Source organism: Chryseobacterium sp. Mn2064 (genome assembly GCF_049319685.1).
GTDB lineage: Bacteria > Bacteroidota > Bacteroidia > Flavobacteriales > Weeksellaceae > Chryseobacterium.
Genome location: NZ_JBMOUE010000007.1, coordinates 129182 through 146135 on the forward strand (window position 1 = coordinate 129182; position 16954 = coordinate 146135).

Here is a 16954-nt window from a genome sequence, read left to right on the forward strand (position 1 = left end):
TTTAAAAATATTAGGTTCCATTCAAGCCTTTCCTTTATACATTTTGAATGACATCAATAGATTTATTGTATTGATTAAAATTGGGGCAATTAAATAAAAATAATACATTCGCAGAATCGTAAATTAATATTCATTATAACTTCTGTTTTTGCCCTACCGTTCAGCTATAGGCTATTTTTTTGAATCATTTCAACTCAAAATCAAAATTTCATTAATAAACAGAAATACTAAAATTTTTATTTAGACTAAATTATAAATTCTGATTTGAATCATAGATGAAAAAAAGTCAAACAGAGGGTTTGTAAATATTAATTTAATAATTTTGTAACATTAAAAATAGTAAAATGGGAATTATTTTAAAGCCTATAGATATTGTAGATGACATTTCCAAAGAGGAATTCTTCGAAAAATATCTAAAGCCAAGAAGGCCCGTTGTCATCAAAAATATGGCAAAAAAATGGCCTGCTTACCAAAAATGGACGATGGAATATATGAAAGAGGTTGTAGGAGATGTGGAGGTTCCGCTATATGACAGCTCAAAGGCAGACCCTTCTGCTCCCATCAATTCTTCCGCTGCCAAAATGAAGTTTGGAGATTATATAGATCTTATTCAGCGTGAACCTACTGACCTCAGAATTTTTCTTTTTGATCCTATAAAATACGCCCCGAAACTGTTGGAAGATTATATTTCTCCTAAAGAACTGATGGGTGGTTTTTTGGATAAATACCCTAATATGTTCTTTGGTGGAAAAGGATCGGTAACGTTCCTTCATTTCGATATTGATATGGCTCATATTTTCCATACTCACTTCAACGGAAGAAAGCATATTCTTCTTTTTGATTATAAATGGAGAGAAAGATTATACCAGATTCCTTATGCAACGTATGCATTGGAAGATTACGATATTGAGAACCCGGATTTCACCAAATTCCCTGCATTGGATGGTGTGGAAGGCATTGAGTGCTTCCTTGAGCATGGTGACACTTTATTTATGCCTACAGGATGGTGGCACTGGATGAAATATCTGGACGGAAGTTTCTCTATTTCTTTAAGAGCATGGGACAGATCGTGGGCGGTAAAGGCACATTCTTTATGGAACCTGACTGTACAGCGTAAGTTTGATGACATTATGAAGTCTAATTTTAAGAAGAAATATATGGACTGGAAAGAGAAAATGGCCATTAAAAGAGCAGAAATAGCCTTGAAAAGAGGTTTACCCAGATAAATAAAAAAGACGTTTCGTATGAAACGTCTTTTTTAGCTTATTATCTATTTATCAAACATTTACAATACTCTATATACAGGATACTGTCTGAATGTTTTTTGTTCAAAATAAGGAGAGTGTCTGTAGATCCAATCTAATTGAGCAGTCCCGTCATCCTGTAGTTTTTTATCTGAGGCTTTGGCTGCTTCAAAGTCACTTTTCAGTTTACTGTCTTTTTTCAAGAGCTCTGCAGCTGTGTCTTCAAAAATATATGCTGAATAGTATTCTTTCTGCGCTAGAATTCCGTCAAAGAAATTCCAATTGAAAAAAGAGTCTAAAGCTTCGGGTTCGAGAGTTTCTATAATATATTTAACGCCTGGCTGACTGGTTGAAATAAGGTAATCTCCAGCTGAGAATTCCATATTCTTCTTTGTAGCGTCAACCGTAGTTTCATAGTGCAGGTAATGTCCTTCGTAAGGGTTTTTAACGGTTTTAAAATCTTTAATCTGATAAGATTCTACAGCTATTGTACTGTCTTTAAGAATTGGCTTCATCTGGATTCCATTTCTTTTGAACTCTTCAATAACACGGTATTGTGCCTGCGGAATTACATAATATTGGGGAATCGTGATATATCCTGTAGGAACAGCTGTGGTAAAGAGTTTTATATTTTTTGTAAAAGGTTTATTTCTGTCATAATACAATCTTGGTTTCCCGGAAATTTCACTCGGTTTGTATTTTCCTTCATAGCCTTTAAAATCCATCGTAGAAAACTTGGTAGAATCTATTTTCCAACGAATTCCGTATTGTTTTCCTGCCTGGTACTGCTTTAAGTTTTCAAGTTGAAAGTGTTTTATTTTATTATAATCCTGATCCAGGTTCTGAAGATTAACCAACATATATTTATAGGTAGCATCTACTCTTTTGTTATAAGGTTTTAACATATGCGTTTCAGTAACTGTTCCTACAGAATTGAACAGAGATGTATATCCTGTTGAATATCTGGGTGAATCTTCAAAAGCAGCAAACCCCACATCAGGAACATCTCCATGGATGTTTACATAGGGCGTACTTTCATATCCTAATTTTCTCATATCCGACAAATTTCTGGCCTGATAATCATCATAAAAATAAGAACCTAAAGCCTTCCCCAGACGTTCTTTAAAGGTTGATATATAGGTAAAAGTATATTGATAATCTGCTCCGTTGCTTACATGGTTATCTATAAATACATCTGGTTTTAACCACTGATAAATTTCCTGAAAGCTTCTGGCATTTTTAGAATCTGCTTTGATGAAATCTCTATTTAAATCATAATTTCTGGCATTTCCTCTGAATCCGTATTGTTCCGGACCATTTTGATTGGCTCTTGAATAGGATCCTCTGTTCAGCATTCCGCTGACATTATAAGCAGAAATAGCGGCAATAATTAAATTCTGAGGAGTTTTGACCTTTTTTGTAGCCAGATCTCTCATCAGCATCATGGTTGCGTCTATACCATCCGGCTCTCCGGGATGGATTCCGTTATTGACAAAAAGAATGGCTTTTGTTTTTCTTAGTTTTTCGAGATCTTTTTCAGGAAAAGGATTATAGACCACGACATAAATGGGTTTTCCATTGTCATCTTCTCCTTTTTTGAGATACTGAATGGTATTGGATTTTTTAGCCAAATCCTGATAATAGGTATTCATTTCATCATAGGTAACCGTTTGATTACCATTTCCTTTTTCAAAAGGAGTCGAAAATGATTTTTGTCCCCATAATAAGGTAGATACCAGTGTGAGTAAGAGATATTTCAGTTTCATTGAAGTCTTTATTTCAGATTTCAAAATTAGGTATCTTTTGGGAAAAATAGGAGTATATTGACTCCCAAAATTATGAAAGGGTGAAAAGGTAAAGCTATTAAAAAATAAACGTCACGGATTCTGAAGACCTGTGACGTTTAAGTGATAATTGTTATAAAAGCCAGAATATTTATTCAATTCTGTTAATTTCTCCCATTCTCATTAGGATATAAAGACGGAAGCGGATCGCTTTGCCAAAATTGTTTGGTGTCAATATCCATAATAGATAAAGATCCGGTATAAGCAGCTCCGGTATCCATATTCCAGATATTGGCTTTATTGGCGGGTGTTTTGATTCCTATATCCAGTGTTGGAGTATGTCCTATAAATATTTCGTTGTACAGCAGCAGTCTTTTAGGATACAGTTCTGAATTCTTATTCAACGTTGTATCCATTGCAACGGCGGTTTCCCAAAGCGTTCTGTCCCATCTGTAATTGCTGTCATACACTTCTTTTTCAGGTCCGTGCATAGACGAATATCCGGCATGAATAAACAGCCGGTTTTCATCATCAATATGATAGTTTTTCATCTTTTGAAAGAATTCAAGGTGAATATCCAAATCTTCAAGAGAATAATCTACATAGCTTTCTACCGTATTTTGTCCTCCATTAAAAAGCCAGACATCAGGTTTCTTTCCAAAAGCTATCCAATCTTCGCACCATGCATCATGATTTCCTTTGATGAAAATACATTCATTCTTCTCGGAAAGATTGATTAGAAACTGTATAATTTGTGAAGATTCACTCCATCCGTCTACATAATCTCCGAGAAAAATCAGCTGATCATCGAATGTGACTTTAGCTCTTTCAAGAACCTGCTGCAAGGCTTTAAATCCTCCGTGAATGTCTCCTATTACAAATGTTCTGCTCATGGGTCTATTGTATATTATATCTTTTATGATAGCTGGGGCAAGATTCGGCCAAATCATAAGCATCTCTTAATCCGCAGTCACGAACCTTAATAATAAAGCGAAAAATATCGACTATATTGGCTCCTTTATCAAATAATTCCTCTACTTTATCTTTGAGATCATCTTTTTCGGGATCAAAATTATCTATTATTTTTTCAAATTCTTGGGTTGTCATCTTGAAATATATTCAGAATCCACAAAATCTGTAAGCCAAACCCCGTTTGCTGAGCGATAGAATGGAATTCCTTTTTGATGCATTTCTCCTGTTCTGATGGTCAGAATAACAGGTTTACCGTGTCTCATTCCCACCTTCGTAGCCGTCTCTTTATCAGCACTTAAGTGTACATGCTGACGCCCTCTTTTCTCAATTCCTTTTTCTAAAATGGAAGGGATATTGGCTTCTGCCGTTCCATGGTAGAGAAATTCAGGGGGTTGTTTGGTCTCCAAAGCCAGGTCTATATCAATAGAATGCCCCTGACTTGCCCTGATCATGGTTTTATCTTCGTTGAAGGCGAATCTTTTCTTATTGTTGGTTTCTACGATCTCTTCTAATTCTTCTATAGAGAAACCTTTTCTCTTTTGGGATGATTTTTCAAGGAGCTCAGTTACATCTGCCCAACCATTTTCATCTAAATTCAGGCCAATAATTTCCGGCTGATGCCGAAGAATAAGGCTTAAAAATTTACTTATCTTTTTCTTTTCTATTTCGTCCATAGTTATGTTTTATTTTTAATACAAGCCTTTCTAAATTTAAAAAATCTTGTTTCATGTTTTCAAATATAAGACTCTCATCTTCTGAAAGCCCTGCTAACAATCTTTTTTGCTGATAATGATACTCCATAAAATGGTCACCATCAGTATCTTTTTTATCCTCTAAATCGAGATATTCTTTAATAATTGCTTCATCAAGATTATACGAAATCAACTGCTCCTTTATGTAGTTTGACCAAAAAGAATCATTTGCAAATGGCTCTTTACGAAGCTCTTCAATCTTCTTCTTACTTTCTTCTGTAATGATATAATGATTGAGCTTTCTCCATAAAAAATCTTCAATCATTCCTTCTCCAAATTCTCCACGATCAACCATATACTCCGGATCATGGTTTTTTAAATACTGTATAAAGTTTTCATTTTTATTTGGGTATATAAACATATTCCGAAAATACATCCCAACCCCAAAATGACTATCCAGATTGTCAAATTTTGAGGATAATGACTTATTCCTGATTTCATTGATTTGATCTTCATTCAGTTCTTCACTGATCAAAAATTCAACTGCTTCTTCCAACGTATTTATTTTTGATCTCTTCTCATCATAATATTTTTCAGAAGCTTCCTGTTCTTCTTCGGTAAGTTCGGAGATATTATCTTCCACATCTATCTCTTGTTCAAAATAATCATAAGGAATCGCCTCTCTATTATTGGTATCCAAATAGTTTTTTAATCTGAATTCAAAAAATCTTTTTTCCTTTTCCAATATTGCCATGATCTCCTGGCTGAATTCTTGTCTGCTTTCAGAAATTCCAGTGATCTTAATTTTATCTTTAATTAAGGCATTTATTCTATTTAAATCCTCACTATTATTAATTATTAACTGTCCATCATTTTGAATATTGAAGTGGGACAGATATTCCTTTTCTGTCTCAAATTTCACCAGAAATTGTTGCTGATCTTCAAGGGTTTCCGGAATCTTCCCTGTATAAAAATGCAATGGAAAATTAGTCGGAAACTTTTTAAATACATTCCCGTGAATCTCCAGCAATTCTTTTTCTGAAATCAGGGTATAAACTTCTGCCAAATTCATCAATTGTTTTGAAGTTTTTTAAATAACGTATCACACAATGCTTCAATATCATCCTTTCTCACCAATACATCAATCCATTCCTGAGGAATATTTTCATATCCATAATAAATTCCGGCAATTCCTCCGGTAATGGCTGCCGTAGTATCGGTATCTTCTCCTAAATTAACAGCTTTTAAAACAGCTTCAGAATAACTTTCTGAATTTAAGAAACACCAAAGAGAGGCTTCCAGACTGTGTAGAACATATCCACTCGAACCTATTTTTTCCTCATCAAACTCAAATATGTTTTTATTTAAGATTCTTTCAAATTTATCCATTTCTGCCTGAGAACAGACTGGATTATAATCTAAAAAATATTTTACAGTTTCTTGCATTTTATGATAAGCCTCAAACTTTTCAGCTCCATTTAAGATTTCCAATAAAAATTCCAAATAAATAAAACATGATATCACAGAACGAATATGTCTATGAGTAATTGAGGAAACTTCCTTAATTCTATCAAATCGTGCTTTAATAGGAAAATTTTTAATGTAGAATAGCACTGGTAAAATTCTCATTAAAGATCCGTTCCCATTATCAAATTCACTTGTTCCACCACATAATTGAGGGGTATACCCTTTACTAACTTTATATATCGCTTGTCTTGTCGCGATTCCTATATCGAAAACACGACCATGAGGAGTCCAAATTTCTGCATTATACCATTGCAAAAACTTCAGAGCCATATCTTCAAGATTATATCCATTACACAAACTATCTGCAAGACATAACGTCAGAGAACTGTCATCACTCCATGTGCCTGCAGGTTGATGATGCGTTCCTAAAGCACGCATTTTAGTAACAGGTGAGCGCTTAAGTTGTTCTCTTTTTCTGAATTCTACAGGAACCCCTAATGCATCTCCGATACAAACGCCAAGGATTCCTGATTTGATTTGATTTTTCATTACGCAAGGTTAACAAGTTTATCAAACAGAAGCTTCATTCCTTTGGTTGCAGGTTCTTTCATGACAACAGCTCTTTGTCCGTAGCCAAATCCTGTTTCATTTGGATTAATTACGATTAAAAGACAGTCATCTTTAATATCATGAATCAGTCCAGCTGCCGGATATACCTGTAATGAGGTTCCGATAACTACTAAAATATCTGCTTCTTTTACAATATCTTTTGCTGTTTCATATAAGGGAACATCTTCTCCAAACCAAACGATAAAAGGTCTCAGCTGGCTTCCATCCTCTGCCAGGTCACCCATTTTGATATCTTCTTTCTGCTCGTAAATGAGAGATTTGTTGTTACTAGAACAAGATTTGAAAAGCTCACCGTGAATATGAAGGATATCAGTTGAGCCGGCTCTTTCATGAAGATCATCAATATTTTGGGTAATAATATTTACTTTGAAATGTTTTTCCAGTTCTGCCAATAAATGGTGTGCTTCGTTAGGCTGTACTTCATGAAGCTGACGTCTTCGTTGGTTATAAAATTCCAGGACAAGGTTTCTGTCTTTTCTCCATCCTTCCGGACTTGCTACGTCCGTTATGTTATGATTTTCCCAAAGACCATCTCCGTCTCTGAAAGTTTGTATTCCGCTTTCTGCGCTGATTCCTGCGCCTGTTAATATGGTTAGTTTTTTCATGAGTTTAAAGTTTATTTTTTGTTTAATACGGGTTTTCTTTGCCCTATTGCACGAGTATTTCCTGTTTTTGAATGAGCAGGAGCTATTTTAAAAGCTTTTTATAAATAGCTTGATTTTCTTCATCAAAGCAGACAAAAATAGCTTTCTTTATGATATCTGATTTAAATTTTCGGACCTCATCTACCGCAATTTTTCCTGCCAGCTCTTTTGGAAATCTATAAATTCCTGTACTTATATTTGGAAAAGCAATGGTTTTTACCCCAAGACTTTCTGCTAATTTCAAGGAATGATGATAACAGTCTGCCAGAAGTTTTGCTTCTTTTTCTTCATTACCATTCCAAACAGGACCTACGGTGTGAATAACATATTGAGCGGGAAGGTTTCCTGCTGTAGTTACCACAGCTTCTCCTATATTACATTTGCCTTGCCTGTTTCTGATTGCTCTGCATTCTTCCAATATTTTTGATCCTCCCGCTCTGTGAATAGCTCCGTCTACCCCTCCACCACCTAGTAAAGATGAATTAGCAGCATTTACGATAGCATCAGCATTAATCTTTGTAATATCTCCCTTTACTAATTCAATGATCATAAAATGGGCTTTTTTTCCAGTTTTCTACTCTTTTTGTCCAAGCAGGAAGTATGCTTTCGCTGCTGTATAAAATACTTACTCCTCCTGCCATAGCGCAGGTTGTGTCTCTGTCTCCTAATACTGAAACGGTATTCCAAAGGCATTCTTCGAAGTTCCTTCTATATCTTGATAACATCCAGATGACAAGCGGTACGGTATCCTGTGCTGTCATTTGGACGCCGTTTCCAAGTGTTCTTATCAATAATTCAGTACTTGGTTTTCCGTCGAGATAAAGGGTTTTATTCAGCTTGCTTTTCATGTCAGAATCATTCAATTCATTTTGAATTTTTTGAATAAAATCCTGTTGATCAAGTTTTATGATTCCCAATATTTCCTGAATGGCAAAGGCTGCTGCAAGGGCAATAGCCTTTGTGCCTTCTATTGCTTCTTTATTGGCATGAGTCACTTCGCAGGATCGTTCTGCTTCATTTTTAAGTTTTTCAAGATCATCATAGAAGTATGCCCCAATCACTGACGCTCTCATTGCACCGCCATTTCCCATAGATCCCTGTCCTTCAAATTTTGCATAAGAAACATCTTTCCAGCTCTCACCATCTTTCAATGCTCTGAAATACTGATGCATGGAAGGTCCATAGCCTCTTCTGATATCCCAGTAATAGTTTTTCGTAAATTCTTCTGCCAAATCATCCTGCTTGATTTCGCCCCATTTTTCCAACGACCTGAAAACAGCAATTGACATAATGGTATCATCGGTAAAATCCAGAGTTCTTTCAGGAAGAGTTCTTTGATAGATATAAGCCTTCATCAGACTTTCTTCTCCAAAAAAGCTTTCTCCAAATGCATCTCCCAGGGAAAGTCCAAATAATGACTGTTCTGCAAGCAAGAGTTTGTCTGGTTTCATGTTAATCTTAATTTTTTGTTTAGATCTTCATCATCGAATAATAAAGGGTGTTCCTCCGGTATCCAAAGATTATCCAGATCGTCATTGAGGACAAACTGATGCTGCTCTTTTACAAAGTCTGAAATATCTTCTATTAACAGAATATCTTCTTTAGCAAACCGTTTCGTGAATTCTCCTCTGAGACCAATCTGAATCGCTCTTCTTTCTATTTTATTTCCAAACGGATCATGGTCCGGATCCCATTGTAGTCTGACTGATGATTCTTGTATTTGATCCTGCCATTCTTCTCTGGTTATTCCCAATTTGTATGTATAGGATGAATAAACGCTGTTTTCCAGATAATTTTTGAAGGCATCCATCTTTATGTGAATGGCTAAAACACATTCCTGTGCTTCTTTTGTACCCCATCCATTTCGAAACATCATCCAGAGAAAATTAGGTTTTATCCATGTCATTCTTTCCAAACTGAAACCACCTCCAAAGAACTGGTGTTTAACGGCAAATTCTCCGATCTGCTTTTTATAGGACTGATAGACAACGATTTTTTCGTTATCATATTGAGCCATAATATGATGCCCCGCTTGAGGCCAGATCTGTATTTGCTCTTTATATTTTTTTATATTCAGTTTCATTGTATTTCTTCAAATGGCTTCAACATTTCTTCTTTTTTGGTAAGAATTGCGAAGACCACTCTTTTAAATTTATTTTTATACTTCCCTTTGAGGTATTTTCTGAATAATTCAGCAATTTCTTTGGGGTCATTTTTAAAAACTCCGCAGCCCCAGGCTCCTAAAATCAAAGTTTCATTTCCCTGGTTTACGGCTAGTGCCAACATTTTATCTGTTCTTATCTCCATGGCTCCAAAAATTTCATGAGCTCTTTCCGGTTCCTGACATTTTACGACACCTGCATTTACTGCTGGAGAGGTGATGAAATTACACAAAACCGGCTGGTCGAGCAATTCTCCCTTATCTTTTCTGAAAACCGGAACTTTTGGACTGTAGATCATGGTATCGGTATAAAAACAGGATTCCATAGCTCTGTGAATGGTGTAATATTCCCAACCCTGAAGTAAACTTTCGTGTAACCCGGATGTCCTGGCAAGGCTTTCTTCCTGAGCTTCTGCTCCGTTGATAAAACCTCCCCCCGGATTTTTTGCAGAGGCAAAATTGAGGCACATGATTTTTTCCTGATCTTCTTCTTCTGAAAGTTTTAAAATAGCTTTTAGAGAACTGCATCTCCAGACTTCAAACTGAGTTTCAAAATCATTGTCTGGAAGAGGTTGCTCTGCAAGCCCGGAAAGTTCTTCCGGTGAAAACAAAATGGTTCCTTTTATACTGATTTCCAGTTCATTTTCTATATTTATTTTTTCGTTGTTTTCGTTTATATAATATTTTTTGGCAAGGATGTCTAAAGTATCTTTTGCCATTCCTTTATTGGTCATTGTTAGTTTTTTTATGTTTAATAATAGTTTTTCCACCTCATCATTTGCCGGATTTTTGAAGTCTTTTCCCATAAAGACTTTAGTAACTTCAATATTTCCAACAATTGCATCATTAAATGTTTCCATTTTCTTGATTTTAAATATCTGCTCCAATCGTTTGAGCAAGCCCAGTTGATAATGGATATAATTTTTCTACAGGCAGCAGCTTTTTTGCCTTGTCATATTCTCCTGATTTTGTAAAACTTAATATCTTTTTTACCAGAGGCGTATAATCTTCTATCTTCACAATCCAGTCTTCATTAAATTCATCAATCAGAGTACGACTGATTCCTACCTGTATTGAACGGTGTTCCAGTTTATTTCCTTTAATATTTCTTTCCGGATCCCACTGTACATATACTTCTGCATTATTAAAATCCTTTTCCCAGTGTATGGGATTGGGGTATACTCGTTTTTCAGGAGAGGTAAGGATGGCTTTACTCAAAGCTTTTTCCCAAGCATCTCTTTTAAGATGCAATGCCAATATATATTCCTGATTTGACTTTTGGCCATAGTTACTCCGTTCCATCATCCAAAGAAAGGAAGGTTTTATCCAGGTCATTCTATTGAAAGAAAACGGAGCAGAAAATTTCTGATTTTCCACAGCTGCTTTTGCTATTGTTTTATTATAAGCCTGATATACTACAATGGTGTTTGCGTTATAGTCTGCTCTTATTTCAAATTCTTTCATTTCAATAGTGATTTTTAAATATATCCTTCCCGTTGAGGATTCGTAGTGTTTGCCTTTAAGGATGATATAGTTTTCATGGTTATTTAATTTTTATTTTACCTAAATTCAGACATTTTTCAATGTTTTTTAAGGTTCCGCTTTTTCTTTTTTCATCGGAATTAAAATCCATGGCCAGAAAATGAGAGCAAAGATCAATTCCAAACATATCTCTTTCTAAATCATTTGCAAAACCTCCGATTACATTCCATTTCATAGTCTTTGTTTTAAATGAATTGGCGAAATATCTTGGTCGCTTTCCTACGTGAAGAATGGTTACGTTTTCACATTTATCTTTTAAAAACTCCATCATCATGGTATCGGCTCCTGAAAAATCACCTATAATAAACTCACATTCAGCAAGATCTATTTTTTTTAATGGTTCTATATAAAATTTATGAAAATTTTCCCACGACACATTTCCATTTCCAGATACATATATTTTTTTCATGGTTGTGTTTTTTATATTCTTACATTTATTTTTAATGCAAAGTCCACAAAGTTTTTATTTTTATTGCGGATTATGTTTAAAGCTCGCAAAGGCGCTCTACTCAGCAAAGATCTCAATCTTTTTAAAATCTTTTGAATAAGGCGAATAAGATCCCAAAATCGTATCAAATTTCATCTTAACCTCTTCAATTTTAAATGTTTCATCCATCTGATCCAAGCAGGTTACCACCAGATTTCTCTTTGTAGGTAAAACATATGCTGCATCCAGTTTTAAGGCATAGTTCAACAGGTTATAATCTACTTCTCCTACTCTTAACTCTTTTTGATATTCGTTAAATGTACAGGTTTCTTCTTCATTATTTCTCAGATGCAGCTCTTTTTCATTGCTCATCCATCCACTTCCATGACGGGTTGCATAAGTTCTTGTTACATAATACATTTCGATATTTTCAATTTTTAAAAGCTTACAGATTTCGTAGGCGTTTTTAGAAGTTGTATTGGCAAAAGTTACATTTGGAAACACTCCATGATCCATATCGAGTAAAATTCCCTGACTGCCTTCAAAAATAAGGTGATTAAAGGAATTCAGCCAGGTATAATCATTTATTTTCCAATCAATTCCATCAATAGCATCTAAAAAAGGAAGTAAAATATCGTGGATCTCTTTTTCTTCCACAAAACCATAGTAATAAGCAATACCTTTGAGCTTTTCCATCAGCATTTCTCTGGGCGCAATCAGGTCTATCGCAAATAGTTTATAAGGACTTTCGTTTCGCTTCATGGTTGCTCCTACTCCTTTTCCGCACGTTCCGTGTTCCAGATTTCTGGCGTTATTTCTGTTTTGCCAGACATCAAAAGGAGTGGTTACTTTGGCAAGTGGATGAATATGAAGCTCAATATTTCCCTGTTTTGAATTTAATTCTTCCTGTTCATTGAATAGAAATGTAGGATGAATGGTACAATGCTCGGTAAAATAAGAAGGCAATCCACGAAGAGCTCCGCTTGCAAAACTGGAATGAACGTGTTTCTCATTCTCAATCATCACCGTATGTGCAGCCTGCTGGCCTCCAGAAAATCTTATAACGATTGCATCCGGGTTTTGAGAAGCCAGAAAGTCAGTAGTGATTCCTTTTCCTTCATCACCAAAACCCAATCCTATTACAATTTGCGCCTTTTTCATGATTTAAAGCATTTGAATGTTCATTCCTTCATTTCCTAATGTTCCGAAGGTCTTATTTTTAAATTGATTACAAACGATGTTTTTAATAACGTTCGGAATTTCTCTGTGATCTTCTATTGATATACAGTTCTGTCCCAAAATATCCTTCCATCCTGCATCTGCTCTTACGGCCTGGTCTGAATGTAAAACACTGATATGGTATACTTCGTATTTTTTCTTCGCTTCTTCCAACAGTTCTGTATAGGTATAGGTTTGCTGCCCTTTTCCCATAATTTCTCTGATGGCTGAAGCCGGAAGTGTTTTCAGACAAGGTTCATCTCCTACGGTAAACAGAAGCCCTTTTTGTTTTCTTTTTTCAAAGGCATCCGTTCTTGTATGGAAAGCGGCAAAATACCATGCTAAAAGGTAGCTTTCACCTGCATTTCCTCCTCCTCCGGATTCAATATAGGTACGGGTGAGCCACATATCCAGTTCTTCGTCTCCAGATTCAAACTGACCAACCTGTAACGGATAACTGTCACATTCATGATCGCCGATTCCCAGGAAGAGTAACGCAGGATCGGGAACTCCGCCCTGAATGATTCCTCCCATCAGTTTTGGTAATCCTTCTCTGATCAGTTCGTGTGGGATATGTCCCATGCTCCCTGTAACATCCAATCCTAAAATGATCGGTACAGAATTGGGGTGAACTTCAGAATCTCTGGATTCTCTGAAAGAAATTCCGTTAGGATTCATAGATTCGTGTGCTTTTCTTTTGCCATTCTGAGTGAAAATTTCACCTGCAGATTTTGTTCTGTATCCTTCTCTAGTTGCTTTGCTGTAGCGAGCGTCTATATCGTATCTTGTACTTCCCATTGTTAATATTTTTTTCCAAATAAATATTCAAATCTTTTTCTGGTTACTTCAAGCTGAATATTCAAATTTCTGATTGTTAGTGATAATTCCATGTCTTTCTGAACAAATGCTTCGGGATTGAAATCCGCAAAGGTTAAGCTGTTCCTGTCTAAAGGGCTGATGTCAATAAGCCCATCCTGCTCCCGTTCCAGTCTTTTGATTTTTAATTCAAGATCTTCAACGCGCCTTCTGTAAATCAATTCAGAATCTGCGCCTATTGTTCTGGCCCGGTCTTCTCTGATCTGATCATTATTTCTCTGTAATGATTCAATAAACCTTGGTTGCAATTCATCTTCCATAATGTGTTATATTTTTGTTTGTGTTTTTATTACGCAAAAACAAAATGACATAATTTTACCGTCATGTTTTCCCAAAAGAAAAACATTTTTCTATATTCTTACCAATTATGACTTTGTGAGTGAATACATTACGTCTGTTCTCAGTACATATTTCAGTCCGCTGATCAGTGTTTTTCCTTCGTGTCTTAAAGGATGGTAAAAAACTAATGCAGTTCCTTTTTTAGGGGCTACAGTAAATAAGTTTTCAAATTCTGTTTCTCCTCCTTCAAAATCATCATTCAGATAAATTAGGAAAGTGTAGAAGCTTTTTTCATTTTCATTCCTGATATAGCTACCATCTCTGTGCATTTTAAATTGTTGTCTGGGAGCGTATTTATATACCCTAAACATTTCATTAAAATCCTTGAGGCTATACTCTTCATGTTCCTTTGGAAGAAATGTTGCCGCTTTTTCAAACAATTCTTCAGCCATATTACTGTCGAAGATCATCAGCCTATCATTATTTCTGATGCCTTTATTCATCAATTGTCGTCCAAAGGCATTGATTTTTGCTTCTTCAAAAACTTTTTCCTGTGACAAACTGATATATTGATCGCACTCAGTATCAGTCAGAAAACTCTCAATCAGAAATATTTGTGGATGCAGTTCTGTTTTTTCCATGATGAATATTTTGTGTTTGATGATTGTGTTTTTACCTTCTTAATTCGTCTCTTACTTCCATTAAGGCAAATCCCAAAAGATTTTCTCCCTGCCATAATAGTGGATTTTCTGCTCTGCGATCTGTTTCCAGCATTCCAATTCCCCATATTTTATCATAAGGACTCGCTTCTACAAGTGTTTTCTCTCCAGTAGACAAAAGAAAATCTTTAAACTTCTGATTTTGAGAAAACTTCAAAAGATTTCCTTTTTTTACAATTTCATATTTATGCTCTTCCCAAAGCTGAGGATCAAAGTTTTTCACTTTTCTTCCCAGACTTTTGACTTGATTAGGGCTTGGCGACTGTAAAATTTTTTCCAACATTTCACCATCATTAAAGAGTTTTGCTTTACCAGCCATCATGTAATGCTCTGCCGTTCTGTATATAATGCCTTCTTCTTCAAATTTTCCCGGACACCATTGACTGAAGCATGATTTTGTAATCTCATCTTTTGCCGTATGTCCCCAGAAAAAAAGAAACTTTATTTTCTCTTTCTTCTGAAATCTTTCTATACTATTTTGGATGGTGTATTTCATTATTGTGTTATTTTTACACAAATTTAAAAGAATATCATTTAATCAGCCAAATTTATTTGTGTTAATTTTACACTAATAAATATAACAATCTGATTATCAATTATATTTTTTTTTCTAAATACGAAGAACGTAAATTCCTAATACAAAGGATACAAACTTGATCGGTTTTGGTTAAAGCGGATAGGACGGGCAATAAAAAAACGGGCTAAACCCCGTTTCTATTGAATATATTTTTAATTTATTATTTAAATAAAGTTCTTTTAGCAAGTATATATTAGTGATTATTTGTGCAAAACATTCGTGAAATTGGTGTTTACAGATTTTATTTAATTTCGAAATAAAATCCTTGTTCTTCCAGTTCTTTATATTTTTCCTGATTGAATGTAAAAAGCTTACCTGGTCTTCCGCTGCCTTCTTTTTTAACGTTATTGGTTTCGTTAAGCAATCCGTAGCTCATGATTTTTTTACGAAAATTTCTTCGGTCTATTTCCTGCCCAACAATGGTTTTGTATAAATTTTCAAGGTCTGAAAAAGGAAATTCTTCATTAAGAAGATTGAAACCAATCGGCTGGTACTGTATTTTTGTCCGAAGTCTTTTGAGTGCAATGTCTATAATATTCTGATGATCAAAAGCCACTTTTGGAAGATTATTGACACTGAACCATTGTGCATCATCCGCATCGGAGTCTGCAAACAACTCATGATAAGAAGGGTTCACAAGCCCCAAATAAGCTATGGAAACCACTCTATTCCTTGGATCTCTACCTACATTACCAAATGTATAGAGTTGCTCCAAAAAATCGGGTTTTATGCCCGCTTCTTCATACAGTTCTCTTTTTACAGCATCATCCAGATTTTCATCATCCAGAACCAGGCCTCCCGGAAGTGCCCACCCACCTTTAAAAGGTTCTATGTTTCTTTGGATTAAAAGAATCTGAAGATCTTTTTTGTCAAAATATCCGAAAATAACGGCGTCTACCGCCACTTTTATATCTTGTAATTTTTTTGGAGACTCCATAAATATATTTGCGTTACGAATACGCAAAGTTACAATTTATGATGGTAATAAAAAATAATTTGAGGTATAATAAAAGTTCATATCTTTAATTTACTATTATAAACACCTTAAAATTAAAACATTATGAAAAATTTACTTTCAATTCTATCTGTGGCTTTACTCCTAACAGCCTGTGAAAAAGGAAAAACAACCGCTGCGAATGGTTCTGATAAGTCAGATTCTACAGCAGCAAATTCTGAATGGAAACCTGTGGATTCTGCAGCGGCTATGAAAGCCTGGATGGAATACTCAACTCCCGGCGAAATGCAAAAAATGCTGGCAAAATCTGATGGTATCTGGACCGGTGAAACAACCATGTGGATGGAAAATGGAGGAAAGCCTATGACCAGTATGTCTGAAGCAACCAATAAAATGATGTTTGGCGGCCGATACCAAATTAGTAATCATAAAGGAAACTTTATGGGAATGCCTTTTGAAGGGATGAGTATTGTAGGATATGATAATTCAAAAAAGAAGTTTGTAAGTACCTGGATTGATAATATGGGAACCGGAATGATGCACGGAGAAGGCGATTGGAATGCTTCTACAAAATCTGTGGAATTTAAAGGAAAAATGACTGATCCTTCCAGACCTGGAAAGGATTGTGATTTCAGGGAGGTTTTTACTTTTATGGATGACAATACCCAAAAGCTGGAAATGTACGGTCCGGATTCTAAGACCGGAAAAGAATACAAAACCATGGAAATAAAATTTACCCGTAAGAAATAATACAAAAAAACGCTTCC

At 35.3% G+C, this 16954-nt stretch carries 21 protein-coding genes; 2 read left to right on the forward strand and 19 right to left on the reverse strand.

Annotated elements, in window-relative coordinates; genetic code table 11:
- The first annotated feature begins 344 nt into the window (after positions 1-344).
- Complete coding sequence (locus ACL9RH_RS21380; RefSeq protein WP_422695361.1) at positions 345-1226, forward strand: cupin-like domain-containing protein; 882 nt, start codon at positions 345-347, stop codon at positions 1224-1226.
- Between the two features lie 59 nt (positions 1227-1285).
- On the opposite strand, the gene ACL9RH_RS21385 is transcribed toward ACL9RH_RS21380, so the two are convergent.
- The 19 genes from ACL9RH_RS21385 to ACL9RH_RS21475 form a co-directional block, all read right to left on the reverse strand.
- Positions 1286-3010: a hypothetical protein gene (locus ACL9RH_RS21385; protein WP_422695362.1), complete on the reverse strand. Its 1725-nt coding sequence runs from the start codon at positions 3008-3010 to the stop codon at positions 1286-1288.
- Between the two features lie 182 nt (positions 3011-3192).
- The gene (locus ACL9RH_RS21390; protein WP_422695363.1) at positions 3193-3921 is read right to left on the reverse strand and encodes a metallophosphoesterase; all 729 of its coding nucleotides are present in this window, start codon (positions 3919-3921) and stop codon (positions 3193-3195) included.
- 4 nt (positions 3922-3925) lie between these two features.
- Positions 3926-4135 (reverse strand): hypothetical protein, encoded by a 210-nt coding sequence (locus tag ACL9RH_RS21395; RefSeq protein WP_422695364.1) that lies wholly within the window; start codon positions 4133-4135, stop codon positions 3926-3928.
- On the reverse strand, positions 4132-4674 hold the full coding sequence (locus tag ACL9RH_RS21400) for an RNA 2'-phosphotransferase (protein WP_422695365.1): 543 nt from the start codon (positions 4672-4674) through the stop codon (positions 4132-4134). Before ACL9RH_RS21400 ends, ACL9RH_RS21395 begins: the two co-directional genes overlap by 4 nt.
- Positions 4643-5614, reverse strand: coding sequence for a hypothetical protein (locus ACL9RH_RS21405; RefSeq protein WP_422695366.1), 972 nt, complete (start codon positions 5612-5614; stop codon positions 4643-4645). The genes ACL9RH_RS21400 and ACL9RH_RS21405 overlap by 32 nt, the downstream gene beginning before the upstream one ends.
- Before the next feature lie 149 nt (positions 5615-5763).
- Positions 5764-6708 (reverse strand): ADP-ribosylglycohydrolase family protein, encoded by a 945-nt coding sequence (locus ACL9RH_RS21410; protein WP_422695367.1) that lies wholly within the window; start codon positions 6706-6708, stop codon positions 5764-5766.
- Positions 6708-7394 (reverse strand): SIR2 family NAD-dependent protein deacylase, encoded by a 687-nt coding sequence (locus ACL9RH_RS21415; protein ID WP_422695368.1) that lies wholly within the window; start codon positions 7392-7394, stop codon positions 6708-6710. Before ACL9RH_RS21415 ends, ACL9RH_RS21410 begins: the two co-directional genes overlap by 1 nt.
- An 82-nt stretch (positions 7395-7476) precedes the next feature.
- Positions 7477-7983, reverse strand: a complete 507-nt coding sequence (locus tag ACL9RH_RS21420; RefSeq protein WP_422695369.1) for an O-acetyl-ADP-ribose deacetylase — start codon at positions 7981-7983, stop codon at positions 7477-7479.
- Positions 7973-8884 (reverse strand): ADP-ribosylglycohydrolase family protein, encoded by a 912-nt coding sequence (locus tag ACL9RH_RS21425; protein ID WP_422695370.1) that lies wholly within the window; start codon positions 8882-8884, stop codon positions 7973-7975. Before ACL9RH_RS21425 ends, ACL9RH_RS21420 begins: the two co-directional genes overlap by 11 nt.
- Positions 8881-9516, reverse strand: coding sequence for a DUF4291 domain-containing protein (locus tag ACL9RH_RS21430; RefSeq protein ID WP_422695371.1), 636 nt, complete (start codon positions 9514-9516; stop codon positions 8881-8883). Before ACL9RH_RS21430 ends, ACL9RH_RS21425 begins: the two co-directional genes overlap by 4 nt.
- Positions 9513-10454: a TIGR02452 family protein gene (locus ACL9RH_RS21435; RefSeq protein WP_422695372.1), complete on the reverse strand. Its 942-nt coding sequence runs from the start codon at positions 10452-10454 to the stop codon at positions 9513-9515. Before ACL9RH_RS21435 ends, ACL9RH_RS21430 begins: the two co-directional genes overlap by 4 nt.
- 10 nt (positions 10455-10464) lie before the next feature.
- Positions 10465-11058, reverse strand: coding sequence for a DUF4291 domain-containing protein (locus ACL9RH_RS21440; RefSeq protein WP_422695373.1), 594 nt, complete (start codon positions 11056-11058; stop codon positions 10465-10467).
- Positions 11059-11137: 79 nt separating this feature from the next.
- Positions 11138-11545, reverse strand: a complete 408-nt coding sequence (locus tag ACL9RH_RS21445) for a hypothetical protein (RefSeq protein WP_422695374.1) — start codon at positions 11543-11545, stop codon at positions 11138-11140.
- A gap of 96 nt (positions 11546-11641) precedes the next feature.
- Complete coding sequence (locus tag ACL9RH_RS21450) at positions 11642-12724, reverse strand: adenylosuccinate synthetase (protein WP_422695375.1); 1083 nt, start codon at positions 12722-12724, stop codon at positions 11642-11644.
- A 3-nt stretch (positions 12725-12727) separates the two neighbouring features.
- Entirely contained in the window at positions 12728-13579 is an 852-nt protein-coding gene (locus ACL9RH_RS21455) for a hypothetical protein (RefSeq protein ID WP_422695376.1), read from the reverse strand.
- A 2-nt stretch (positions 13580-13581) separates the two neighbouring features.
- On the reverse strand, positions 13582-13917 hold the full coding sequence (locus ACL9RH_RS21460; RefSeq protein WP_422695377.1) for a hypothetical protein: 336 nt from the start codon (positions 13915-13917) through the stop codon (positions 13582-13584).
- 105 nt (positions 13918-14022) lie between these two features.
- Positions 14023-14577 (reverse strand): 2OG-Fe(II) oxygenase, encoded by a 555-nt coding sequence (locus tag ACL9RH_RS21465; RefSeq protein ID WP_422695378.1) that lies wholly within the window; start codon positions 14575-14577, stop codon positions 14023-14025.
- Between the two features lie 31 nt (positions 14578-14608).
- Positions 14609-15151: an NADAR family protein gene (locus tag ACL9RH_RS21470; RefSeq protein ID WP_422695379.1), complete on the reverse strand. Its 543-nt coding sequence runs from the start codon at positions 15149-15151 to the stop codon at positions 14609-14611.
- 322 nt (positions 15152-15473) lie between these two features.
- Positions 15474-16169 carry an NrtR DNA-binding winged helix domain-containing protein gene (locus ACL9RH_RS21475; protein WP_422695380.1) on the reverse strand — a complete coding sequence of 232 codons (696 nt, stop codon included), beginning with the start codon at positions 16167-16169 and terminating at the stop codon, positions 15474-15476.
- Positions 16170-16292: 123 nt separating this feature from the next.
- On the opposite strand from ACL9RH_RS21475, the gene ACL9RH_RS21480 reads away from it, so the two are divergent.
- Positions 16293-16937: a DUF1579 domain-containing protein gene (locus tag ACL9RH_RS21480; protein ID WP_422695381.1), complete on the forward strand. Its 645-nt coding sequence runs from the start codon at positions 16293-16295 to the stop codon at positions 16935-16937.
- The last annotated feature ends 17 nt before the right edge of the window (positions 16938-16954 follow it).